This window comes from Microcystis sp. BLCC-F209 (assembly GCF_041928595.1).
In the GTDB taxonomy this organism is placed as follows: Bacteria; Cyanobacteriota; Cyanobacteriia; order Cyanobacteriales; family Microcystaceae; genus Microcystis.
The window spans coordinates 1-24,334 of sequence record NZ_JBHFLL010000104.1 but is presented as its reverse complement, the minus strand read 5'-3'; the positions used below and the strand labels follow the sequence as shown (position 1 = coordinate 24,334).

Below are 24,334 nucleotides of genomic sequence, written 5' to 3'. Positions count from 1 at the left end.
CAGACCAAAACCCATCAAAGCGATCGAGGCACGCATCCAAGACAGATAGGTACGTTCGTTGGCCGAATGATCTCGCCAGTAATCGGGGTTAAATTTCTGCTTTGTCTTTCGGGATTTAAACAGCATAGAGGAGTTCCTCGCTGGGAAGTTCAATAAAATCAAGTATTCTTTCTTATGGTTTTAATAAATTGTTTTTATCATCTAGTTTTTCGCTTATCTTTAACCAATTCAAGGGACTTAAGCAGATTATCATCCATAGGTGATCTTGCACCTGTCCAAAAACCATTAAAACCCCTCTAAATTTCGGCGGCTTTCTTCTTTGAGTTGGTGGCTCCAGGCATTGAACCGGCGAACACCGAATACCGTTGCGACTAGCGTACCGAGAAAAATCGCCAAACGTTCCCAAATCGAGAGAGAGTGATAGAGATAATTCGGCATCTGGAATTCGAGCGGTGCGGAGATGAGAGAGGACATACCTCTTCCTGGAGCATTGACGATAACTTTGGCTTGATGGATGGTGAGCCGATCGGCGGTTGGTTGTGGATAGCTGATCTCGTATTCTCGGAGCGCGGTCAGGAACTCTCGTAATCCTTGGCTCACTTCTTCAGCTGAACGCGGGAATCGGGCAATTCCGCCGGTCTCTTTAGCAATCGCTGTCAATCGAGATCGATCGACGATAAACTCGCGGATATCTTCTCCCCAAGGAAGCTGACAGTAGGTAAGGAGAGTATCCACGGTGAGAGGGCGGCCGCGTAACTCCTGGGCGCATTGGGCGCGGGCGCGGAGTCGGGTTAGGGATTCGCCGTATCCCATCGTGTGGACGGTGACGTGAGGGGAACGGGCCAGCAGAGCCAGAGTGGACTGAAAGCGTTGTTCTTCCTTGTTTCGATCGGGATCGGCATCGAATCCATCGGTAAATAGGATCACGCCGAGACGGGGAGGCAGACCCCAAGAATTTTGCTGAAAACGTTCGGAAGTGGTCAGAAAATTGACCGCTTCATCGAGGGGTTGATAGAGATTGGTGGAGGCGCAGACATCAATATTGGCTAACTGGGAAAGTCGAGTTTTGGTTGTTTTGTATGGATAGGCTTCTAGATACTTTTGAATCACTGTCTGATCGACCGGATAGCTATGGGCGCACCCTTGCCCAAAGGGAACTAGGGCAATTTCTACGGGAAGTTTTTTGGTTTTGATCGTGGTAATAAATTTTTGGATTCCCTCGATCGCTCCCTGGAGTTTGACTTGTTGGGATTCATCCCGATTATCCATACTGCCGCTCATATCTAGCAAAATCACTAAATAGGCGGGATCGGGTTTGACTTGATCGGGTGGGGTTATAGTAATTTTCGGGAGAGTTAGGGGAGTTAATCGATATTTAAATTCGGTTTGATTGGCCGCCGTGGTGAGGACGGTAAAGTTATTCGCTTGTAATCCGGGTACGAGCAGGTCACGATGGTCGCGAACTTGTACTTTTAAAGTCACTTGATCGTGGTCGGTAATGGCGCGGAGAATCTTGACGGAATTCGCTCGGACGGAAGCAGAATCGAAGAAAGTGAACGCGAGGATCGATAGGGGAAAAAGCAGAAGGTTTCTACCAGCTTTTTTAGTTGTCCGGATCGAGAAAGCGATCGCAAAAAATAAATCGGTAATAGCGAGTATTCGTGTTTTCATGATAGAAAGTCAACATTTGATTGTGATATAAGGTTTCCGTGGCATTTTCCGATAACATTCTTCTTTGTATTTGTACTTTATTCTCGACGGGGGTGCTAAGTCTCCATTGTTTTCTCTCTAAACTGAGCTTGGCGGCTATTGCAGGTACATCTGGCAAAAATATATCGGCATCTTCCGCAGAACCGATCTGTAAAGATTGGGAAGTATGGCGAGGTAGCTGGATAGATAATCCTTCTTCAATTTGGGTTTGCTCGAAATTGACAATTCTTAAAGAGCGATCGTTAATTTTGGGATAGTTTCCCGATTGGTTATCTTCTCGGGCGCGTCCGAATCCTCTACCGGCTCTCAGTGCGACTTGATAGGTGGGGGTTGTGGAAATGGCGAGCGCCATCCCTAAACCAGCACCGAAAAGGGTGAATCCTAACAGATCTTCATAACCGCCAAGGGGGATTATTGTTCGGAGAAATTCGATCGCTAGGGCGGCAATTAAACCGGCAAGTAATCCGAAAAGGGCAGATTTTATCGGTCGCTCAAAGGTGTTACTTTTCGCACCCTCGGTACTCAGCGATCGCCAAGATAATCCCTCGGCTACACCGGCCCCTAAACCGATTAAACTCCAGCCCACTATGCGAACACTTGCCGGGGGGAATTTTCCCTGGTAAATAATCACAGTTAGCACTGCGGCGATCGCTCCAGCGATTAAACCAGTTTTTAGGGCGATTTTGAGATAACTATTGCGGATTCTTCGATTCGCTTTGTAGTGAATCGGATTACTCAGATAAATGGTCGTTAGGACAAGGGTGACACTTAAACAGATAGTGACGATCGGGAAGAGAATAAACTCGACGTAAAAAGGGAAAGTGCTTCCAGTAATTGTCTTCGATGCGAATTTAAAGAGGTCTAAGATCACTAAGCTCAAGTTCCAGCCGATCAGCGCTGAAATAATGCCCCCCAACAGATAAAAAACAAGTCTCATTTTTTCAATACTCCCTTCCTGATCCAGTTAAACGTTTAGAGACAAAGTATTCCTAGTATTGACTAGAAAGGTTTCCGCCATAGTCTAATGCTGCTAGTGCGTTCGTAGTTGGGGAATTTTCGGTTTGATCGTTGGGTTGCCCTAGCCTCCCCTCAGATTTCTAAATAATAGCATAAGATCCTGTGTCAGGTTCGCCCAAGCTAGGCCGATCAGTCCAGATGAGCGGTGGCTTTTTTGAAGATCGATGAGATGGATTTCGGCTTGGGTGTATATATCTGCGGGAACTTCTCCTTGGCTTACTTGATAAAACAGAGCCGCTAGGCTATAGGCGCGCACTTCGGCGAATAGTCGTGCGAGAAATTCGTATCGTTTTTTAGTAGCATCGGGTAATTTTTTTTGTTGATAGTCTTGTAAAATTTTGTTAAAAAAATGATTGTCTAGTTGACAATCTTCTGGATAGTGGATTTGTATGAGTAGTGATTCAGTATAATATTTTGCGGAGTCATAAAAATAATCTGACCAGAAGCTTTTGGAGCGAATTAATAACCATTGTTTTTCCTGGGGTAGATCGGGAATTTTTCTATTTTTGTATTGCTCCGTTATTAATAGATCATCGATGAGAGCGTATAGTCGCTGTTCGAGGTGAGGATTTTGGTCGAGCGCTTGTTGTTGCATCTCGATGCCCGCGCGCCCAAACTGTTTATTTCCTCTTGGTTTCCGTAGCCAGTCTAGCCAGTTAGCGATTTCTGGAAATGGTTTTAAAATAGCCAGTAATGCTCGATATCTAGCCGCCGTGATATTATAATTTTTAAGCGCAGTTTTATCAACAATAATTTCCCAGTTCCAATGGTCACTGTCAAGACTATATAAATAACTAGAGAGGGCTTGTAAGTTTCGTTCTAGATCTTTATTTTTCGCTAGATTTAGTAAACATCGTTTGACTTGGATATCACTGGATATATATTCGGAAACCGTCGAGAAGGATTCGGGAACTCGATCGAACCGAATAATTAATTGTTCCTGATCGCTATCCTGGGTGTAAACCAGAGAGAATTGTTCGGGAATCTCTAATTGAGACACTCGAAAAGCCCAATTTAGGGGACTAGAATCGTTTGCTTGTAGAGAAAGGGCTAGAGCATGAAATTCTCGACAATCCTCAAAAGTTATATTGTCTAAATATAATGGAGATCGAGAGTATTTTTTTTCTTGTTCTATTTTTTTGATAGAAATATTCACCGAATCGGTTGAATATTTTTTAAAAAAATCATGGCGATTTAGCCAAGAACTAGAAGCTTTTGGGGGTGTTTTGGGAGATGAAGAGGAGGGTTGTAGTTGAAAGGTGGGAGAACCTTGAGTGATCCACCATTCTAGCAGCGTTCCGATTCCGTCTATTTCGCCATCTTGCGAGGGTTTTTCTAACCAGAAATAGCGGTAGCCGATTAGAGGGCGATCGCTGTCATCTCTTAAGGCTGTCGCCACCGCTAATAGGGCATATTTGCCGATTTCTCTAGAGATTAGGGCGATAGTTTGGGGAGGATAACTATCATTAATTCGACAGGCATGATTATGGACGGCATTCGCAATTTCCGGGGGTACTTCCTGATTTTCTCCGCCGATTTCTCGATCAAATCCTGTACTCACATAGCACTCATGTCTTTTAGACCATTTTGGCTCTAGAAGTTTTCGAGAGAATTGATAAATTTCGCATCGATTCCACATCATTAAGCGTCTATTTATCGGGTTTGAATATTTGATCTAGGCAGGCAGAATAGGCGGTATTTGTCTGAGTTTTGCACTGCTGAAAGGCTTTGTATCGAGGGAGAGCGATCGAGTAATTTTCGCTCTCTTTTAGGATTCTTTCTAGGGTATTGATCGCTGTTTTTATCTGCCGATCTTGAATCATGGGAGCGAGAATCGACCAAGTGTTTTTATCTAAATCCCCTCCTGCTGGCTGAATCTGGTATTGTGTTTTGAACTTAGCGATCGCATCCGATACTTTCTGATCCCAAATCGGAGTGATTTCCCCCTCATACAATTGTAGCGAGTGGAGAAGACTTTTCCCTAGGGCAATTTCTGGGGCGTTGAGGGGAGGATTGGCTGTCACTTGGTTAGCGGTGTAAGTTTTATTTAATTCTACCGGAACTGCTGGTGTCAGTTGTTGAAGGAAGGGATATAAAGGATTTTTGATAATACTTGATCTTTCTCTTAGCCATGCTTCGCGTTGAGTGCTGGTTTTCCACTGGGAAGCGTTGAAATCGGGCATCTTTTCCCGTAACTTCTTTAGGTTGTCTAGATTTTTCGCTTGCAGATCTTGTCGGCGATCGCCAGATTCTAGGAGATTAAAATATAAGTATAGTTCCCGAACGGGATCGGAGGGAATAATGGCCGATTGATTTGCGGAAATCTTCGGAGAAAATACCCGTCCGATCGATTGAACTCCCCACAGGACTCCCACCCCCAACACCGTCCCGACTGCCACACTCAACCCTAGACATTGCCAAGGATATTTTTGCCAAAGAATTAGGGCGATTTTCTTGAGAGAATTGGGACTTTTCTCGGAGGATTGTGGAGGAATGGCGGGGGGTCTTTCTAGGGGAATAATTTCGGGGAGGTTCGTGCAGTTTTCCCAAATTTTATCGGGAACTTTACCCGTAGCGAGTTTATAGAAAAAAGCGGCGATCGGATAGGATTTATTCTTTTCTAGAATCCCTGCGATGCTCTCGTAGGACGAGGGATTTTCGGTGGTTTGTCCTTGCTCATGCTGTTTTAAGTCTTCGAGGATTTTCTCGATAAACTCATCCCTTTCTTGAGGGGGTAATTGTTCTTTTTTGAGATAGGCTCGATCGAGCTTTCTAAACAGATCGTTGGTGTAGATTTCTAGAGATTCTTTCCAGAGTGGGGAGTAGTCGATAAGTAGCCATTGAATTACTTCTTCTGATTTGGGGGAGAGGTTCGATCGCAGTAGGAGAAATAACCGAGCGATGAGTTGATGGAGTCTTGTTTTATTCTTGTCTAATATGACCGACTTTCTAGAATACAATTGTATCAACTGCTGCTGTCGATCGAGTGCTTCTTTCGCTTCTTGAGTAACGGGTAATTCGGATGGCTGGAAATGAGTCAATAAGGCTGAGGGAAGAAAGCGAGAGAAATCCAGCAATTTTTGAGGTGCGGGAGATCCTGGCGCTTGTAGGCTATTGAGCCAATCGGAGACGGTAATCGTTAAGTCAGTATGCTGTAAATTGGGATTTAATAGTAGAATCAATGATTTATAAATCTTTTCTTGTTGGGTGTGCTGTCGTTGCTCCAGCCAGGTGCTATCGATCAGCGTTGCCCAATCCCATCGAGTGCTATCGGTTTTTTCTAGTTCTTGAACTAAGATATTTAGGTTTTTATCAATTTCTTTGCCTTCTGAGAGTTCTTTTAATGCTCTTTTTAAACTTTGAATTGATTCAACCTGTACAGGGGAAGTATCTAGTATATCTTGCCCAGTTTTATGGGGAGTTAATGCGGTTGGGATTTTGTTGACATCGGAATTGATCTGACAGTATTCTTGAGTAGTGCAAGCGATTAGGGTAAATTGATTAGGATTTTCTAAAACAGTAACCTTCCACGCCCAAGCGATCGGGCGATTATATTTTTTTTTGAGATATCGAGAAAAAAAATGCAAATGCCAATAACTAGGAATAAAGCTATTGCTAGGAGTAAAAATATGAGGAGTTTGTTGTACTTCTAAAGCAAGTTGCTCAAATTGACGAACTTTATCGAAATCATGAGGACTGTGAAGAATCGCTGAATAATATCCCTGTCCACGATTCTGTTGCTGAATATGTCTGATCTCTGAATAAAGCTTTAGCTCGAAACGGGGGGAATTTCGCTCGACCCACCATTCTAACAATGTTCCCACGGCATCTATTTCTCTATCTAGGGGCTTTTCTAGCCAGAAATAACGATAGCCTACCAGAGGTCGATCACAATCATCTTTTAGGGGAGAGGCTACCGCTAAAACTGCGTATCTATCGATTTCTCGTGCGATGAGGGCAATCTTTCCTTCTGCCGGAGGATAACTATCATTAATCCGAAACCAGTGGTTATGGACTGCATTTTGAATGGGGGTGGGAGGATCCTCATGGGTTCTTAAACCGATTTCTTTGTCGAATCCGCTAGAAACCCACCGATCGCCCTGTCTTTTCGGTTCTAACAATTTCCGAGAAAATTCCTTGATCAAAATGGAATCGCTCATAGTTTTTCTAATCCTCTATGTCTCTGAGTTGGGGATGATCGGTACCCGTGTGTAACCAGTAAATTGGTGCCATTAATCCCAAGGGTCTCCACACTTTTGGGTTATCGATCACTCCAGAAGTCACACCCCCTTCACGGCTAGTAACTTGAACGTTGGCGAGGGGAGAGTCGGGAGAAGCACCTGGCTTCATGCCAAATGCCGAACAAAAAAAATACTTAACAGGACAGGGCCACTCTTTGCCCCAATTTTCTAGTAATTGATAGGTTTTATTAAATTTTAGCCTCATAAATCTGGGGATATCCTGTCGGTGGATTCGCATTTTAGATTGTTCGGCTTTGGTAAAGGCTAAGGCGATCCGATACTGGGAGAGGTTTTGATTTTTCTTTTCTAGTCGCCACTTTAATTGTTGTTTCAAGGTGGCCAATCCCTGGGCGTACTTTTGATCTTCTGTGAAGAAAGTACCATCGAGTAGGATGAGTAATCCTAGGGCAGAGGCACATTCTTCTAGATACTCTTCGATGTGGGAAGTTTTGCCTTGGGATAGTTTTTCAAATAATTCCCCAGCAAAGTCTTTACAAATTATATCGATCGCTTGTCCCCCTTGCCAAGTGGGCTTCATTTGAATCGAGAGGTTATAAGTGGGAATTTCGCTCGGATTGCTGGCTAGATAGGTAGCCATTAACATGGCATTATTTTCTAGGATATCTTTTGCCATAGCGATTAGTTTGGCCGTATCGTCGTCGCCGGGAATAACTTTCTCGATCGGACTATCGGGTTTCGCGTTCGGCCAGTAGGCCAACGCAGATAGATAGGTGGTTTTACCCGATCGCCTCGGTCCGATGATCCGAAATTCGGTAGGCTGAGAATCGGTGGTTTCTGGGGGTTGTTGACGACTCCACATAATTATTCTTCGAGTCGAATGCCTGTCGCTAACCAGTATAGCGGAGGAATTAATCCGTAGGGATACCAGTGATCGGGTTCTCGTAAATAGGCGTTTTTTTCTTCTGGGGAACCGTCGTCGGGCAAGTAGCAGTTTGGCCGGGGATCAAAATCTCGATCGCGGCGACTTCCCAAAACCCCGAATGCAGAACAGGCAAAGAATTGTAATCGATCGGGGGTTAAAGTTTTGGTGAGATGTTTATAGGTTTTGGGCAATCGTACCTCGAATAAATCCTCGTCGGGATCGAGACGACAGGGCCAGAGTTCTCCCCTTTCACATTTAGCCATGACGACGGCGATCCGCAGTTTTTCAATTTCTTGGTTGCGAATTTCCCGCTCGCGAATTTCCTCGCATAGTTTGGTAAATGCGGGGAGATATAGCGATGTGTCGCGTTCTGGTTCCCAATCGGTCATCATCACCATCCAGCTTACGGTCGTAAATAGGTCATCAACCCAAGGGGTGATTTTTTTCCATTGATGAGGGATGGGAATATGTTCAAAAAATTCCCCTGGGAAATCTTTGGCAAGGAGTTCTAGTTCGATGCTCGATCGCTTTTTCCCCCGCGGGATTTTGATGAGAAAGTCATAGTCCTTGAGGTTATGAAGTTGATCAGCATCGAAGGCATCTCCCGCTATCTTTCCTTGATTTGTGATCGTATCGAGCGCGCGTTTCCGTAGGGCCGTGGCTTCATCATTGCGAGGAATCACCTCTAAGTTGGGATATTTTTGTAGTAAACCCGATGGAAGAACGGCTAGGGTGGCAAGATAGGTGGTTTTTCCCGAACTTCTCGCCCCGATCACGCGAATTTCTGTAGAGGCTTTAGGCATTGGCGAAATAAGCTCCTAAATAGACCCAGGGTAATTCTAGTAGAGTGGGATGGTGAATGCTGGTGACGAAAAATTTGGGATTGAGGTAGGGAGGTAGGGAGTTATGTTCGCGGATTATATCATCGGCTAGGGAAAAATAGGTCTTTCGGATATGAGTGTCGTGTTTCCCCCAGAGAAAGGAAGTTTTGGTGTTGTATTGCCAGGTGTTTTTTTCCTCCTCTAGGTTGTGAAATAGATCGGCTTTATGGATAGAGATTAAAATATGTTGTACGCTGGGACAGTGCGAGCGCAAGAGGGTGAGACGTTCCTTGAGTTGTTTTTTCCAGGTCTCCGGGTCGAGAATTTCCTCAAATTCGGGAGTATCTTCTATTTCTTGAGTTCGATATCGATAGGGAGGCAGCAGGAGTAAAACCGCTTGACTTTGACCGAGAGTGTGTACCAGATCTTGATATTTTTCTGGGTTGCTTTCTTGCCACGCGGGTTTAGACCAGGCTTCCCCAGGGGTATCAATCCACTGAACTCTCACATCTCTTTCCGAACCGGAAGGAAGATTGATTCTCAGCAGGAGAGGTTCTTCTTCTTTGTCAAAAGTAGGTGCGATATCTCCCGTTCCTAGATTCGATTTATCCCTGATCAAACTTTGTGGATCGGGATGGGCTATTTTTACATTTTCTAGCGTTCCCTCTACGGTTCCTTTCGCTAAAGCTACTACCATACTGGTTTTTCCGACACGTTGATTCCCGATGATGATGACACTCATAGATCCATTCGCTATTTTACACAATAAAACAGTAAAATTCCTCGTTCCTCGAACTGCCAAGCTTCTCCCCCAGGTAAAGCGGAAACTCTAGCGGGTTTGAGACGGATGACGGTATAGCTATCGGAATAATTCGGATCGTAGTTCTGGCACTCGAATAAATGTTCAACACTTTTATAGTTCCTCTGGTTGATTCTAAAATATTGGCTAGGTACCAAACAATGATAGTTCCCGTCGAGGTACACCTCATAGGAACCCCGGCGCTTATTTTCTAGTACAATTGGATCAGTCCCTCCCATCTCGCGATTCGCTAGGCTTTCTTCTGTAGGAGATACTTCGATCGGGGAGTGGGAAGAGCTAGATACTGAAGGTGCTGTACTCTGGTAAGTCTGGCTCGCGGGTGGTTCAGAAGGTTTCAAAGTAGTTATACCAGTTGGTTCTTTTTGTTCCTGAACTTTCGTATCTTTGGTTTTCCGATTGTGTTTTTCTAATTCTAAATCAGCAATTCTATCATTAATTATACGGTTTTCTTGTGTAATTTTTCGCTCGATATATTTAAACTTTTCAGAGAATTTTTTATCAATGTCATAAAGTTGAGTTTCACTTGCACTCAAATTTTGAGAAGCAACTTGAGAACCAGATGATGGGTTAGAAACCATTTTTCGATTGGCACGTTCGTTCACTCGAATATTGTTTTCTAAATCTTCTAACTTAACTTGAATTTTGTCTAAGTTATCAAAGGCTTCGTCTAAGTGATCAAAGGCATTGTTTAGATATTCTTCTAAGGTATTTAGCTTGTGACTTTGTTCGATAAACTCATCTCTGGTGACTAAATCAGCGCGGATCTTTTGTAATGTATCGTAGGCTAATTCGGCTAGTTGAGCGTTTAATCGTTGATTCCTCCTTTTGCTCTCCTCTAACTCGGACTGAAGACGATCGATCTCCTGTTGCGCTTGCTTTTGTTGCGATCGCAATTCGTCTGCGGGATAGTTAGGATCAAAGTTGATTACTCCTTTTTTCTCTAGTCTCCACTCTGTCCCGTTTGGCATTCCCGACACCTGAGCGGCCTCTAGTAATACAAAATCCCCGTGTTCAGAAAGTTCGTATCCTTGACAGTCGAATAGAGATTTAACGGTGGCTAGATTAAATTGATTGATGCGTAGGCCGCTTTGGGGCAGTAGCCAGTAATTAGCCTCGACTAGGACTATCCAATAGTTCCCGTTTTTCTGTTCGGCTAGAGATGGCCTGTCCCTATTAGATTGAGAAGGATGAACCGCAACTTTGACCACTTTCGGGGCCAGAATTGTGGGCAGGGAATTATAAATATCCACGATTTCGGCGATCGCAAAATTTAGTTTCGTCATCTGGGTAACTTCTCTTATCACTCCTCATCGTACTCTAGCGCACTAAAAACGTAAAACTCCTCGCTGTTGTAACTGCCAAGTTTGCCCACCCGCTAGGGGATAGACTACCGCAGGACGGATGACGGTATAGCTATCGGAATAATTCGGATCGTAGTTCTGGCACTCGAATAGATCCTCAACGCTTTTATAGTTATTCTGGTTGATTCTAAAATTTTGGCTAGGTACCAAACAATGATAGTTCCCGTTGAGGTACACCTCATAGTAACCCCGGCGCTTATTTTCTAGTACAATTGGTTCGCTCCCTCCCATTCGACGATTCGCTAGGCTTTCTTCTGTAGGAGATACTTCGATCGGGGATGAGGAACGAGCATCTCGATAATAATTATCTCCTACTAGGGAGTGGGAAGAGCTAGATACTGAAGGTGCTGTACTCTGGTAAGTCTGGCTCGCGGGTGGTGCAGAAGGGTTCAAAGTGGTTATGCCAGTTGGTTCTTTTTGTTCCCGAACTTTTGTATCTTTGGTTTTCCGATTGTGTTTTTCTAATTCTAAATCGGCAATTCTATCATTAATTATACGGTTTTCTTGTGTAATTTTTCGCTCGATATCTTTAAACTTTTCAGAGATTTTTTTATCAATCTCTTGATAAGCTTGATTATAACCTCTATAAAAAAATTGAGTTTCATTTGGACTCCAATTCTGAGAAGCAACTGAAGCGGACGAGTTCTCTGGAGATTCCCCCTCTCCATATCCTTTAGGGTTTGTTTCTTTACTCCAAAAATTGAATCTAGAAAAGCGCTTATTCGTAGGCTGCTGTCCATTGGGTGATGATTGTTTTGCAGAGGAGGTTTGACTCGATTTTTTGCGAGGTTTTATCCAAGAAATTACACTTGCCGATAAAGCTAATATTGCAAAAAGTAAGGCGGTGTTAGAAGAGGTTTTTTCTTTTTCTAACTGTGCTATTCGATTAGATAATTTTTGTATTTCTGGATCGATCGGAGGTTTAGTGCTTCCTTGAACGGGAGATTTTAATTGTTTAATATTATCTTCTAGTGACTTCTGTTTATCTTGAAGAAACGTCGTAATTTCGTCGACGGTAGTATCTCCAAAGTTACCATAATTATTTTGGGAGATATTTCTTCTTGTAAAAAAATCTAATTGTTTCTGAACATTTTCAATTGCATCTCTTGTCAATCCTGTCTTAAAAGGATTGATTACCTTTTGAGAGATTTCCTCTAAAGAGCTATCGATGTCACCCAAAATTTTCTCAATGGTTGTTTTTTCTTCTTCTTTTAGCTTCGGTAGCTGATTTTTGCGATACTCTTTTATTTTTGTCTGTAAATTTTCTATCTTTGTACTAACCGCATCGCTCTTAATAATTTCCAGCTTTTTCTTGTCAGTAATCGTAATCGCTCCCTTGAGGGCATCGAGAAACTTTTGCTGTTCTTTTTTTAACTCATCGAAAGCTTTATCGATATCGCTCTGTAATTGAGGAGATTTCTCGACGGTTGCCGAGGAGGATTGAGAGGTTTGAGTGCTTACAGAATTAGTCCCTTTCCCGCATCCGACGAGGACAGTAGAAACGAGGAGCAGGGATAGAGCCAATTTAGCATAGCTGACTTTTTTCATAGGATTCACCGATTTTATATATCAGAATTGTAGGATGCCGCGTTCCTCTAACTGCCAGGTTTCCCCTCCGGGTAAAGCGGAAACTCTAGCGGGTTTGAGAAGTTCAAAGTTACCCTCTAGCTGAAGATTTTTACAGTCGAAGAAGTCTTCGATCGCTTTGTAGTTGTGTTGGTTCAGTCTGAGGTTGTTACTCGGTACTAAATATTCTGTGCCGTTTTCTTTGATGATCGAATAATTGCCGCGACGATTTTTCTCGAAGATTACCCGCGAGGAACTACCGATTCTTAGTTTTGTCAAGCTTTCTTCGGTGGCGGTGACGTTGATTGCCTGTTGGGAAAAAGCATCTCGATCGCGGTTATATCTTTTCGCTAGATTCGATTCTTCTAGGCTAATCGGGTTCTGAGTTTGTGGAGAGGATTCTAGACAGGTATCGATTGTTTCAGAAAAACCAGATGATGGGTTAGAAACCATTTTTCGATTGGCACGTTCGTTCACTCGAATATTGTTTTCTAAATCTCCTACTCTATTGCTAATTTTTTCAATTTCTTCTTGAGATCGAGAAAAGTTTCCTTGATTTTTTGTAGCTAACTGTTCTTGATTTTGCTCGATATTTTTAATATTACTATTGATTGGTTCTAGTTGTTCTTTTAGAATTCTATCTCGCTCTAAATGTATGGTTTGTAACTTTTCTTGTAAGGAGTTTTTCAAATCCATAAGCTCGGCTTGCAAAGGGTCGATCAAATCCCTTTTGATTTCATCCACTAAAGACTCTTCATCTTTCGTCTTGCGCTTGTTATATTTATCTTTAATACTACTTCTCTCTTCCCAAATACCTTTCGCCCAGATAATAATTTTTTGAGAGTCATTATTCAGAGGCCAGTTACATACCGTACAACTCTCTTGCCCTTCGTTATATATAGCATCACAAACTGGACAATTAGACATCATCGTTCTCCCTTAGACTTTTTGCTAAGGGGAGTAGAAAAGACCTCGCCGGTATTTTTCCTACTTCCCCTCTGGTTAGCCGTTATTTGCCAGCCCACTCCTTGCCTAAAACGCGGAGGAGTGCCTTTAATCCTAGGATAAAAGGTGGCTCGACGCGGATGTTTTCTGAATCTCCCCGAATGTGAACGAGATTCGTTCTCAGTTCTTTATGGACTTCACGCCAGAGACGATCTTTGTAACTAGACTCCAGTTCGCCATTTTTAAAAGCGGGCATGGGTTTAAGTCCCTGAATGTCGATCTCTTTCACTGCGGTGTTGAACTCGTTTAGAAAAGCGGGAACTTCCTGGAGTTGGGGCATATCGAAGCCGGTGATATTGCCTTCCAACTCCAGATAGTCTTTCCACGTAATTTTTTGACCGTTCACCTCGCAATCCTCCCCGGCGATTACCGGTTCCGGTTTTTTGCTGATAATTCCTCCTAGGGGAGTTCGGTCTAGTACCAGACCACAGGCGACTTCATCCTTGGGACGGGTGCTTAATCGGGTGATCTCGTTGGTGTCCGGGAAACCGGAGGCCTTACTCAGCATCCGACTGAAAAGTTCGTTAACTTCAGCGTGACGATCGAACCGTCCGCCAATCGCCAGCCAGTTCAACAGGCGCGAACCGTTGCCACCGATGTACACGGGGGTGATTTCCGGTCGGCTGTAGCGGTCTTTTTCGTAGAGAACCTGTAACAGAATCCCCACATAGTAGTATAGTCCCGCCGTACCGATCGCCATCAGTCGGAGTAAACCCTGGAATTGGGGATCTTCTTCGAGAAAGTCTCTTTTCTTGAGCCAGTTCTCGCTTTCGAGGCGGAGTAGGACATCTAGCTTGGCGTGGAAGTTTCCCTCTTTCAATCCCTGCCATTCGCTCGTGTTTACCCCAAACTTCTCGACGAGAAATCCGGGATTGAGTTCCAAGAATTGGGAGAACAGATGTCGCCCGGCTAATTGTACCGAGCATTGATGCACCAGTTGGAAGCGATCGGTGTCGGCCTCCCAGATGGAGATATCCGAGGTTCCTCCCCCCATGTCGATACAGGTGCTATTGACGAGGTTGTGACCCTCCTGATCGGCGAAATACTGGGCCGTTGCCACACTTTCCGTGCGGAAATAGGTGAGATTATCCTGTTGCGGGCAAATTTGGCTGATCCCGGTTTTTGCCTGCAACTCTTCGGTTAAATCCTGCCAGTTGCGTGCGTAGCGGATTCTATCGGCGCGGGAGAAAGCGGAAGGATAGGAGAGAGACCACTGGATTTGTTGGATGCCGTTTTTGGCTGCGAGGGCTGTGACATGAAGGGCTAAATGCTTGAGAAAAAGCCGATTGATGGTGATATTCGTCCATTTGAGATCGGTTTCGATCCAGCCCTCTTGGGGGTTAAATCTCGCGCGATCGGGAATATAGATCCGACCGTCGTAGATCGGGCGTTCTTTCGCTACGTTATTCGCCTTTCGGGTGGTTAACACGCTACTGAGGGGTAACGGTTTCTCTGGGGGAATGAAGTTTTCGGGAACGAAATACTCGAACAGGGTGGGCAGTCGAGTATCGGACAGTACCTCCGTCACTTTGAGATGCAGACTTTCTAAGGGAAGCGGTTCGGTTATTCCCCGGCGATTGACGTAGATATTGGTAAAAGATGTCCCAAAATCGACCCCCACTTTCCAGGAACCCTCCAGAGCGATCGATGCCGGCGTTTTCAGCAGGATTAGGCCGAGGAAGTTTTTCGATCGATCCCGACATTCGATACAGGAGGGATACTCCTCTAGTCGGGTGAGTTGATAGGAACCCTTGCCATCTTGGAAAATATGCGGTTCTTTGGCGCCGGGCAAATTCACCTGAAAAGTGCGATCAAGCGGATTCGAGGAACCGAGAAATTCCAGATCGTAGTAAAAGGCGTAATATTCCTTCCAACCCTGGGCCCGGAAGTTCGGCCAGATCTCTAAAACCGGAACTTGGGTCAGGGCGTTGTCTTCCTTGATGGGATAGTCTTTAAACACCCGATAATTCTGGGGATTTCTCTCGTCATTGTTCATGCCCGATAGGGGCAGGTCTAGGGATACCCGCAGAACTGGCCCCTCACTCCCGTTGAGCGTACTGAACTGGAGCTTCCGCAGTAACTCTTCGGGGGTAAAGTAGTCCAGGAGGATCGGGTTGAGGGGCAGGAGAGGGGTGATTTCCTGTCCTTTGAACACGATCGACGGAGTGTTATCCGGCAAAAACCCCCCTGGTAGGGCATCTTCCACATCGATAAAGTGAAATTCCGGGGTAAATAGATCCTTGGACTCGATCCACCGGATATCTTTCCAGAGGATTTTCCCAGTCTGTAAATCCTTGAGGATAGATGGAGAGGCGAGGGTTTGATCCTGATAGATCCAGATATCTTGGGGCGATCGATCCCACGAGCGAGCGATTTCTGGATCGATAATCAGGAGAGGGGGAACGAGGCCGCGCTTATTCTCGCTGGCCACGACCCGCACGCAGGATTCTTTCGGTTCGGCTTTGACGGGACGATTGAGGGCGTTTAAAAGGCCTCGATTGAGAGGAACGCCGAAAAATTGGGGATTATTACTTAAACTCAGCCGTTGTTCCGGTTGCCCTCCCAAGCTATTCTGAAATTCCGCTAACAGACCCCGCATGGTATTCTGGGCGATCGCGTCCCCAGTATAGCAATTTAACTCGTTATTGAGGTTCTCCAGCCAACGCCAGAGCAATGCTTTTTCACTGGCATTGAGATAACCTTGCGGCGCTTCCAAACAACGGGTCTGCCGATTCCACCAGGGCAGATTTTCCCACTTGCCGGCTTCGGAGGGAACGACGATCGTACTGGGGGAAGACATTCCCACCGATTTCCCATCCCATAAAAAGACGTAGACATCTTCCCACGGGTTTTTTGCCTCTAGAAGATAAAGGGCTTTACTGGGGGGATTGGGGCGCAGTTCGTAGAGGGCACGGGCGAAGGGATCTTGATGGCGGAGTTGGCCCAGTTCTAGCAGTTGTGCCGAGAGGGGAAAACGCCGCATTTCCGCAAGGGCCAAGGCCGCTAACATTCCTTGCCACTGGTCGATCATCTGCCGATGGATGGGATAGTCCTTGTTGTGAAGAGCCATTTGCATCGACAGGGGACGGGCCCAGATGGTGGGGACGGAACTGACACTTTTTACCTGGCCGGGGGATTTGTAATCGAGACTGGAGGCCACATCGCCAAAGGTTTTAAAGTCTTGCGCGTCCCATTTTCCCGCTTGATCGGAGGGACGGACATCGCTATCGGATTTTAATTTCGGCAGTAATAAAAACATAGACTAAAGGCTATTGCTTACAAAAGGTGTATAGGGCTTTGGCTAATGCGGCGATCCCAGGCTCCGCGGAGTTGTCCGGTTTATAGCTCTGTAGGCTTTGCATCAGAGAGGTGATCGTGTCTCTCGATTTGGTTTTATTATCGAGAGGGCGATCGAGTACCAGTTCTGCTAACTGTTCTCGTCGGAGGGACTTTTCTGGATCGCCCATCGCTTGGGTGTTAAAGAGTTGGATCTGTTCTCCCTCGATCTGGTGCAGGCGGTACAACCAAGTCAGATAATCCCGACACCAGGCGCTAATCGTCTTCAGTGCTTCCTGTTGTTGGGGATCACCTAACCGCGTCATCCCGTCTGCCGAGCCTTTATGGGGAAAGAAAGGGCGCGACCAGGGTGTAAGTACCAGGCGATCATCTTTTCTTTTGAGGATGCCGTTGAGTTCGGGTTCAAACTCGGACAGCCAACTGTAGGCGAATCGAGTCCCGTTGACGAGCGCGGGTTGGATTTCCGCTCGATCCGGCAGATCGTCCCAAATCAGCCGACCGATTTGCTCCCGGCCTATTAAAACGACTTTTTCCCCTATTTCGGCGGTATGGAGGAAAAAATACCGCGCGGCGAGGGCGCTATAGAGTTCTAGGAAGTGGGGATCATTGCGCTGGCTATTTTTGCCGACGCTAAATTCCACTTTCGAGAAGTTTTCATTTCCCAGCAGAAAAACCGTATCGAAGGTCTCTCGCGCTTGGGTCACATAATAGCGTAGGGCGGCTTCGGTGTTCAGTAAAAATTGTTCGGAACGAGCGAAAATCCCGTCCGGATCTTCTCCTGGCGGCGGGGTGAACCCGAAATAGGGCAACAGGAACAGACAACCGATCTTGACTCGATCTTTGACCCCGATATTTTTCAGTTTATTGGCCAGTAAACGGGCGATCGTCGGTAGTCCAGAGGCTCCAGTTCCCCCAAACATCGACCCGCAGAGAAACACTTTCGGGGCTTTTCCTGCGCCTGTGTCTGCTTGTATTTGTTTGATCAGCGCTCCCCAGGGTTCTTGATCCAATCGTTCGAGATCCACTTGGCTCATCACCGCCGAACCGATCGCCGGACGACCGCGGAAACCCACGTCTAGCGAGACTTCCTGTTCGTCTTTCGTGTAGAGAACATCGAATAGATTACCGAGAGCGGGTTGATTTTGTTTGAGCGTGTTGTAGTTGAAAAAGGCTTTCAATTCTTTACTGGAATTAACCCCGCCAAAGGGCGACCAGAGATCGAAGGATTCGATCTTAGTTTTCATCCAGGGATGGAGTTGGCTATTATCTTGGTTCTCTTTGCCGACGATCAACTCCTGACATCGGCTGTAGATACTGAGCGCGTTTCTCGATCGCTCTAGATTCCCGTTGGTTTCGTCCGCATCGATAAAGAGAACTTTTAACGGTTGTTCGGTAAACAGTCCCACCGAGGCGAGTTTCGTGATTGCCTCGATACATTTCGCCCCCGTTCCCCCGATGCCGATCACATACATGGCCATACTGAATTGCCTCCTTTTTTTTCTTAAAATCGATCGATGATATCCCGCAGTTGATGGGATAGGGGTGGTGTGTAGATCAACAGGCCCGGGGTGCTACTGGCAGTCGGTAGCCAAAACAGGATGAGGATATCCAATACAAAAAAGAGGGCGAGGAGTAAACGCAGTTCTTCGATCGGATTGAAAAACCCGATGGCGAGACCGATACTCAGAATAGGAACGATTCCGAGAAGCCACCACCACAAGCTCCAAGCTCTGAGTTCATCCGGTCGTCTAGCGGCCGATTTCGCCGTCATCACGCACCAGAGGATTGTACAAGCGATCGACAATCCGAAAACCACCCCCGCCGCCACCATATACGCCCCACTCGCCCAACTCGCTAGGGCCGCTCCCGGATCTTGAACGCTGGGCGACCAAATCGCTCCCGTTCTAAAGATAAAGGGTTGAATCAAGAACATAAGGATCGCGCCCACAACGATAATAGCGATCACACGAATTATTTCACCAGGTTTCATAGTTATCTCTATCTAATGGGATTATTTCCGTACATATTTACTACAGGTTTTAGCCACTTCTGACTCTGAGCGGCTAGGATTAGAATGGTAGTCAACGAGCCAGTCACAACCACTTTTTAATAATTCGTGTAAGGGTTGCACTGAAAATACTTCAATTTTACCCTTATCCCCCTCGACGACAACAGATCTTCCATCGGGACTGAAACTAAATTTATTAACCTTAACAAAATCGCTGGTGAATTCAGCGATTTTTTGCCGCTTAGAATAATCCCATATCTTAATAACTCGATCATCACCCACCGTAGCTAAGTACGAGCGAGCCGAACTCAGCCAGCTTGATGGATTCTCGTTAAATTGACCAAAGCCGATATCTATAATACCTTTTTCGTATCCAGTATTGAGCGGCTCAATGCTTCGACCAGATCGATCAAATAAGTAAATCTTACTCTTGTCGGTTGCCGCTATGGCGATATCCCCGTTCTCATTGATATCCAAACCGCTAACACCTCCCGAGTAGTCATTGTCATGCGCTTCCAATGGCACTTCTTTCGGATCATTCTCAGATATATTCCAGAGCTTTACACTGTCACTTCCTACAGAAACAAACTGTTGACCATTTGGACTGAAGCTCATGAACTTTACTTCTCCCCCATTAGGATTAGGCATCGGTTGGCTTTCAGTGGGCTTTTTTTTATAATTCCAAAGATAGACCGCACCTTGTTTATCACCTGTAGCAATAATCTTTTTAGAAGGATGAATGGCAATACTTGTAATATTATCCTGTCCAGTAGATATCGAGATGGGATTTTGTACTACTCCTTCTAAATTCAAGAAATCAATAACTCCATCTTTATTGACAGAAACAATTTGCCGATCGCTTTCTGGTGTAAAACCAATTGCTATAGATGGAGATACTTTCTCCTCATCTTTGAAGGGAATTTCCCTTCCTTCGATAGACCATAATTGAACGTTGCCCTTTTCGTCTAAAGTAACAATGGATAGTGTCTTAGGATCATTTGAATTATTGTCAGAACGCAAGGTTAAGTTTTTAAGCGATACCTCCCCCGTCGAGAAACTTGTTTTTGTTTTAGATTTTGGATAAAAATCCCATAGACGAGCTTGATTTTCTTGGGCGACTGTAATTAGTTTCTTACTTTTAAGATTAAAACTAGCGTTTTCAATTTCCTTGTCTTTAGCTTTTTGCTTTGAGGCATAACCTTTTAAAGCAATTTCTTTGAATATTTCTGGTTTTGGTTCATTTTCCAAATTAATTACAAGAAGTTTGAGTAAATCTTTATTTTCATAAACAACAAATAAGTTGTCTCCAAAAAAATCAACCTTCGTGTATGGATTCTTGTCAGGTTCTTTGTAAATATCCCAATCGTTTAGGTAATTAAGAGAGTTATTTTCTTGCCAGTTCCAAAGCGTAATTTTTCCATTTTTTTCTGCTGTAGCGAGCTTTGTATCCTTTGAATTAAAGCTGATGTCAAAAGGAACTCTTTGTCCGAGTTCTTTTGATATAAGACTTTTTCCTTCTAAAGTTTTTAGCTCTATCGATCCTTTTGTTCCTGCAATCGCAATCGCAATTGTTTGATCTCGTAAACTTAAACTAAATACAGTTCCATTAGTATCGAAATCTTGTTCTTTATTGCCTGTTTCCAAGTTCCATAGGCACACTTTATCACCACCACCAGTAACTAGGTACTTACCATCTTCAGAGAAACTAAGACTACGGATGCCCTGAGTATCTCGATGACATTTAGTTAGTTCGGAAATCAATGTCAAGTCAGGAATTTGCAAGATTTTTACAGATCCGTTTTCTCCACCAACTGCTAGTTGTTTTCCATCAGGATTAAATTCTAGACTTATAATTTCTTTTGAATTATTATAGTCTCCTCTAAATTTTCCCGATAATTCCCAGAGTCGAATTTTATTATCCTCTCCACCAGTAGCAATTAAATCACCCCCTGGACTAAAACTGACCGCTTTCATTAGGTCTTGAATATTCGGATCGGGGGTAATTCGGTTTTTTTCATGAATTTGAGTAACGATAGTTTGTAGGGCTAATAGAGGAGAGGATGGCAGATTTTCTCTAAGTAGGGGTATCTTATTAAATCGGCTATTATAAATTTGATCCCCTGATGTTATTGCCTTTTCTAAGGCTTCTATTTCTTGATTTTCAAAATTCTTTAAAGCTTCCATTCCTGCATTTTGCATTTTTCCTATATCGATGTAGGAATATAAAACGATTATTCCTAAGACTACTGCAAGAAACAAGAACAAGAGTGATCTGTTTCGACCTCCAGAAAACAAGCATGATCTGTTTCGACTATTGCAAGAATTTCTAATTGTATATACCCAATTTTCGATTTTTCTACGCCGACTTTCTGGTATTTCATTTGTTATTTTAGGTAGGAAGTTGGATAAAATATTGCTGATTTTTGACCAGAGGGGGTTGGGGTATAAAATATCCAAAAATAATAGCACCCCTTTTACAATTTCTGTAAAACATTCTACGAGTTTGCTCAATGATGCTGGCGAGTTCGAGGTTTTAGCTTGGGGGGTCGGGGGTTCAGTCGAATTTTGGGATTCATTCTGATTCGGGGGTTCAGTCGAATTTTGGGATTCAGTTGGATTCGGTGTTTCAGTCGGATTCGGTGTTTCAGGCAGATTTGGGGCAGAGGCGATAAAGTCTTGAAGAAAGATTTCGTAGATTCGATTGTGAATCTTTATCTCATTATTTTCTCTGACCAATAGACCTAAATTAATTAGTTCTTTTAGTTCTTGTTGTTTTGGAGTCCGACGATAAGTGTCTCTGCCTCCTCTTTGTAAAATTTCCTGACAGATATTGACGTACTGACCGTTTCTATTTAGCATCTCACGAATATTGCTCAGATGCCCCGAAATTTTTTGTCCTCCTAATATACGTTTTGTGGCAATATTTTCAATACAGCTTTGCGCTGTGTCTTCCGAAATACTAGGTAATGTAAAATTATCAGTCTTAAAAAATAATTTTAAAAATTCATGAGTCAGTAGTGGTTGTCCATGCGTCCAATCCAGTATTTTTTGGAGTGCTGTTTCCAAATTTTTCAGTTTCTTAACTTTGTCTGAATAATGTGCCAATCCCTGCCCTTGTCTTAAGTCCTCAAGTGTAAAATCGCCGATACTTATCTGGGTGGATGGGTTGAAAATAAGTTCATATTGGCGATTATCATTTAAGGTGAGAGACTTCTTCTCGCCAAAGAATGCAAAGGTGATTTTCTGAAAGTTACGATAGTTTTGGTTTTTAGCACGTTTGGGATCACGTTGCTCGTAGCAATGGAGTAGTGTTTGTAAAAAGTGCTGGGAAAATGTGGGAAAATAAGATCTTTCATTCAAAAGAAACTCTAGTTCATCGATAAAAATAACAATTTTGTCATCTTGAACTTTTTCTAATAAAATGTTTTCGATAAAATATATTAAAAGCTCCGCACCAGGTTGCAAAGAAGAATGTCTAAAGGCTTGATAATCTGTATCTTGCAATAAACAATCACCATTCTGGGTCGTGAACTGTGTCGCTAGATCGTGAATGAATTCCCAATATAACTCTGTAGAAATGCTAGTTCTAGGGTTATCTTGCTGATTTCTGGACATCCGAAGACTTACGCACTTAACTCCATCATTTTCAAGACGCGAGCGCGTTCTTTCTAGTAAAAAACTTTTTCCAGTTTTTGGAGGACTTAAAACAAGACAATCATCTCCATTCGATAACCTATCATAGAGATCTCGATCTGCTGGCCGCTCTATATACATATCCGTTATCTTTCCCCTTCAACCAATCTATCTCGAAATTAACTGCACAGCTATACTTGACATATTATAGTGCTATTATTACAACACGGGGGATTGTAAAAAAAGTTAACTCCTTCTCATCCTGCCAATTTCGTCGAATCCGTCCTAGGATAGGAGAGAAGGTAGCAGTAGTTCACGAGGAGATCGAATGGTGCGCGCTCGATGGTTAGTCATAACAATAGTCACTTGTTTAGGAATTGTATCTTGCAATACAGCAGAAAAGCCTTTTTCGTGCATACCTACCCCGATCGAAAAGACGGATACTCGCTCAACCCCTCTAGGCATCTCGATTCAAGTGGATGGATCTAGCTCAATGTTGGGCTACGTTAGCGATGCTGGTAGCCTCTATGTGCAAACCCTAAAACTGCTCGACGAAACCCTATCTTTAGTCAGTAAAACTCCTGTTCAATACTATCGTTCGGGAAATGCGCTCACCCGTAGTGATTTTAGAAAAGCCCAACTTCCCACCTTTTATAATGGTACAGATTTTCCCGATGTTTCCGCTCCTATTCAAAATCTAATTGTCGAACCAGGGACAAAAAATTCCCTACAGGTTATCGTTACTGATCTCGATCAAGCATCGGGAGATGTAACACTTCTCACGAGAAAAATTCAAGAAACTTATTTAAACTCAAAGCATCCTGAATACGCCGTAGCGATTTGGGCGATTCAAAGCGAATTTGAAGGAACCGTCTATGTGCAAGAGCAAAACAGGATCAAAAAATTTCCCTTTCCCAACGAGAAATCTAGCAATAAATTTCGTCCATTTTATGTAGTTTTTATTGGTCGTCACAACGACATAACTCAATATTTTGCCAGCTTACAAGAACGCCAAGAGAACATTTTAGCCAATAGCAAAATTGCTATTTTTTCACCCAATCATCTTGTAAAGGAACCATTTTTGTTAGATCGAGAAATTGAAGAAAAACCCGCCGAAGAAAAAGCAGTTTTAGGAGAATGGAATCTATCCTTAAATGGCTTTAGAGTTCAAGCTAAAGACCAGAATAATCAACTCTGGAAAATACCGCAAACTTCTACAGATGCGATTGAGATTTCCGATAGTGTTTCCCTTGATACGATCGAGCATACGGTGGCGATCGATATCCGTTCGATCGAACCCTTACAAACCATCGAGGTTCCCAATAAATTCTCGAACACATTTCAAAACTCAAAAGAAGTTTTAAAAGATGATTCCAATTTACAAAAAGCGATCAAGATATCCAAATGGAATCTCGATTCCCCAGCAGGACAAGCTCCCCGAAAGCTAAATTTTGTCACCACGATCCACCCCGATAAGTTTCCCGAACCAGGAATTTACCTCTTCACGATCGATCTCGTCGCCAAGAATCTACAGGAACAACCTTGGTGGGAAGAGTGGAACTGGCAAATCGGCCGGGATAATCAACAAGATGGCTCGAAAACGAATAATTTACTCCCTTTTCTTCGAGGCCTAAAAACGATCACGGCCAACCTCATGGCCGAAAATCCCCCGAAAATCGGCCGATTCTGTTACGCGATCGAGAAAAATTAGGGTTTCATCACCAGGCCCTAGTAGTCGGTAAAGTTGAAATTGACGGATACAAGTGGGTTAATTTGCTTATTTTACTCCTCCCATTATCCATAATTATTGCTTTGACAGACCTCTAGGGCCGTAGAAGATGCCGTCCGTAAACGCAAAATGACCAGACCAAAACCCATCAAAGCGATCGAGGCACGCATCCAAGACAGATAGGTACGTTCGTTGGCCGAATGATCTCGCCAGTAATCGGGGTTAAATTTCTGCTTTGTCTTT

16 protein-coding genes and 1 pseudogene are annotated in these 24,334 nt (G+C 44.0%); 1 reads left to right on the top strand and 16 read right to left on the bottom strand.

Features of this window, described 5'->3' with window-relative positions:
• The 15 genes from ACE1AQ_RS06755 to ACE1AQ_RS06685 all read right to left on the bottom strand — a co-directional run.
• The coding region (locus ACE1AQ_RS06755; protein ID WP_374808109.1) for a YidH family protein at positions 1 to 126 on the bottom strand (126 nt) is incomplete at its 3' end.
• A 159-nt stretch (positions 127 to 285) separates the two neighbouring features.
• Entirely contained in the window at positions 286 to 1,671 is a 1,386-nt protein-coding gene (locus tag ACE1AQ_RS06750) for a VWA domain-containing protein (RefSeq protein WP_374808108.1), read from the bottom strand.
• Positions 1,604 to 2,647, bottom strand: a complete 1,044-nt coding sequence (locus ACE1AQ_RS06745) for a hypothetical protein (protein ID WP_287727054.1) — start codon at positions 2,645 to 2,647, stop codon at positions 1,604 to 1,606. The genes ACE1AQ_RS06750 and ACE1AQ_RS06745 overlap by 68 nt, the downstream gene beginning before the upstream one ends.
• 141 nt (positions 2,648 to 2,788) lie before the next feature.
• Entirely contained in the window at positions 2,789 to 4,288 is a 1,500-nt protein-coding gene (locus ACE1AQ_RS06740; RefSeq protein WP_374808107.1) for a hypothetical protein, read from the bottom strand.
• 88 nt (positions 4,289 to 4,376) lie between these two features.
• On the bottom strand, positions 4,377 to 6,887 hold the full coding sequence (locus ACE1AQ_RS06735; RefSeq protein ID WP_374808106.1) for a peptidoglycan-binding protein: 2,511 nt from the start codon (positions 6,885 to 6,887) through the stop codon (positions 4,377 to 4,379).
• A gap of 7 nt (positions 6,888 to 6,894) precedes the next feature.
• Complete coding sequence (locus ACE1AQ_RS06730) at positions 6,895 to 7,788, bottom strand: hypothetical protein (protein WP_374808104.1); 894 nt, start codon at positions 7,786 to 7,788, stop codon at positions 6,895 to 6,897.
• Positions 7,789 to 7,790: 2 nt separating this feature from the next.
• The gene (locus tag ACE1AQ_RS06725) at positions 7,791 to 8,654 is read right to left on the bottom strand and encodes a hypothetical protein (protein WP_374808102.1); all 864 of its coding nucleotides are present in this window, start codon (positions 8,652 to 8,654) and stop codon (positions 7,791 to 7,793) included.
• A complete protein-coding gene (locus tag ACE1AQ_RS06720; RefSeq protein ID WP_374808100.1) occupies positions 8,647 to 9,414 on the bottom strand; it encodes a hypothetical protein in 768 nt (255 codons plus the stop codon). The genes ACE1AQ_RS06725 and ACE1AQ_RS06720 overlap by 8 nt, the downstream gene beginning before the upstream one ends.
• 11 nt (positions 9,415 to 9,425) lie before the next feature.
• The gene (locus ACE1AQ_RS06715; RefSeq protein ID WP_374808098.1) at positions 9,426 to 10,775 is read right to left on the bottom strand and encodes a hypothetical protein; all 1,350 of its coding nucleotides are present in this window, start codon (positions 10,773 to 10,775) and stop codon (positions 9,426 to 9,428) included.
• 42 nt (positions 10,776 to 10,817) lie between these two features.
• Positions 10,818 to 12,401 (bottom strand): hypothetical protein, encoded by a 1,584-nt coding sequence (locus ACE1AQ_RS06710; RefSeq protein ID WP_374808096.1) that lies wholly within the window; start codon positions 12,399 to 12,401, stop codon positions 10,818 to 10,820.
• 21 nt (positions 12,402 to 12,422) lie between these two features.
• Complete coding sequence (locus ACE1AQ_RS06705; protein ID WP_374808094.1) at positions 12,423 to 13,346, bottom strand: hypothetical protein; 924 nt, start codon at positions 13,344 to 13,346, stop codon at positions 12,423 to 12,425.
• An 82-nt stretch (positions 13,347 to 13,428) separates the two neighbouring features.
• Positions 13,429 to 16,683, bottom strand: a complete 3,255-nt coding sequence (locus ACE1AQ_RS06700) for a hypothetical protein (RefSeq protein WP_374808092.1) — start codon at positions 16,681 to 16,683, stop codon at positions 13,429 to 13,431.
• A 10-nt stretch (positions 16,684 to 16,693) separates the two neighbouring features.
• Positions 16,694 to 18,199, bottom strand: coding sequence for a tubulin-like doman-containing protein (locus ACE1AQ_RS06695; protein WP_272104871.1), 1,506 nt, complete (start codon positions 18,197 to 18,199; stop codon positions 16,694 to 16,696).
• A 23-nt stretch (positions 18,200 to 18,222) separates the two neighbouring features.
• Positions 18,223 to 18,711, bottom strand: a complete 489-nt coding sequence (locus ACE1AQ_RS06690) for a hypothetical protein (protein WP_016516212.1) — start codon at positions 18,709 to 18,711, stop codon at positions 18,223 to 18,225.
• A gap of 21 nt (positions 18,712 to 18,732) precedes the next feature.
• On the bottom strand, positions 18,733 to 22,503 hold the full coding sequence (locus ACE1AQ_RS06685; protein ID WP_374808090.1) for a WD40 repeat domain-containing protein: 3,771 nt from the start codon (positions 22,501 to 22,503) through the stop codon (positions 18,733 to 18,735).
• 187 nt (positions 22,504 to 22,690) lie between these two features.
• Here ACE1AQ_RS06685 and ACE1AQ_RS06680 point away from each other — a divergent pair, with 187 nt between their 5' ends.
• Positions 22,691 to 24,073 (top strand): hypothetical protein, encoded by a 1,383-nt coding sequence (locus tag ACE1AQ_RS06680; protein ID WP_253852041.1) that lies wholly within the window; start codon positions 22,691 to 22,693, stop codon positions 24,071 to 24,073.
• Between the two features lie 113 nt (positions 24,074 to 24,186).
• On the opposite strand, the pseudogene ACE1AQ_RS06675 reads toward ACE1AQ_RS06680, so the two are convergent.
• Positions 24,187 to 24,334: pseudogene (locus ACE1AQ_RS06675) on the bottom strand (YidH family protein); the annotation flags it as partial.

Excerpts from the sequence above, each read along its gene's own strand:
- ACE1AQ_RS06730 (WP_374808104.1), bottom strand. The coding sequence starts at position 7,788 with ATGTGGAGTCGTCAACAACCCCCAGAAACCACCGATTCTCAGCCTACC.
- ACE1AQ_RS06715 (WP_374808098.1), bottom strand. The coding sequence starts at position 10,775 with ATGACGAAACTAAATTTTGCGATCGCCGAAATCGTGGATATTTATAAT.
- ACE1AQ_RS06705 (WP_374808094.1), bottom strand. The coding sequence starts at position 13,346 with ATGTCTAATTGTCCAGTTTGTGATGCTATATATAACGAAGGGCAAGAG.
- ACE1AQ_RS06710 (WP_374808096.1), bottom strand. The coding sequence starts at position 12,401 with ATGAAAAAAGTCAGCTATGCTAAATTGGCTCTATCCCTGCTCCTCGTT.
- ACE1AQ_RS06680 (WP_253852041.1), top strand. The coding sequence starts at position 22,691 with ATGGTGCGCGCTCGATGGTTAGTCATAACAATAGTCACTTGTTTAGGA.
- ACE1AQ_RS06745 (WP_287727054.1), bottom strand. The coding sequence starts at position 2,647 with ATGAGACTTGTTTTTTATCTGTTGGGGGGCATTATTTCAGCGCTGATC.
- ACE1AQ_RS06750 (WP_374808108.1), bottom strand. The coding sequence starts at position 1,671 with ATGAAAACACGAATACTCGCTATTACCGATTTATTTTTTGCGATCGCT.
- ACE1AQ_RS06720 (WP_374808100.1), bottom strand. The coding sequence starts at position 9,414 with ATGAGTGTCATCATCATCGGGAATCAACGTGTCGGAAAAACCAGTATG.
- ACE1AQ_RS06685 (WP_374808090.1), bottom strand. The coding sequence starts at position 22,503 with ATGTATATAGAGCGGCCAGCAGATCGAGATCTCTATGATAGGTTATCG.
- ACE1AQ_RS06725 (WP_374808102.1), bottom strand. The coding sequence starts at position 8,654 with ATGCCTAAAGCCTCTACAGAAATTCGCGTGATCGGGGCGAGAAGTTCG.
- ACE1AQ_RS06695 (WP_272104871.1), bottom strand. The coding sequence starts at position 18,199 with ATGGCCATGTATGTGATCGGCATCGGGGGAACGGGGGCGAAATGTATC.
- ACE1AQ_RS06735 (WP_374808106.1), bottom strand. The coding sequence starts at position 6,887 with ATGAGCGATTCCATTTTGATCAAGGAATTTTCTCGGAAATTGTTAGAA.
- ACE1AQ_RS06690 (WP_016516212.1), bottom strand. The coding sequence starts at position 18,711 with ATGAAACCTGGTGAAATAATTCGTGTGATCGCTATTATCGTTGTGGGC.
- ACE1AQ_RS06700 (WP_374808092.1), bottom strand. The coding sequence starts at position 16,683 with ATGTTTTTATTACTGCCGAAATTAAAATCCGATAGCGATGTCCGTCCC.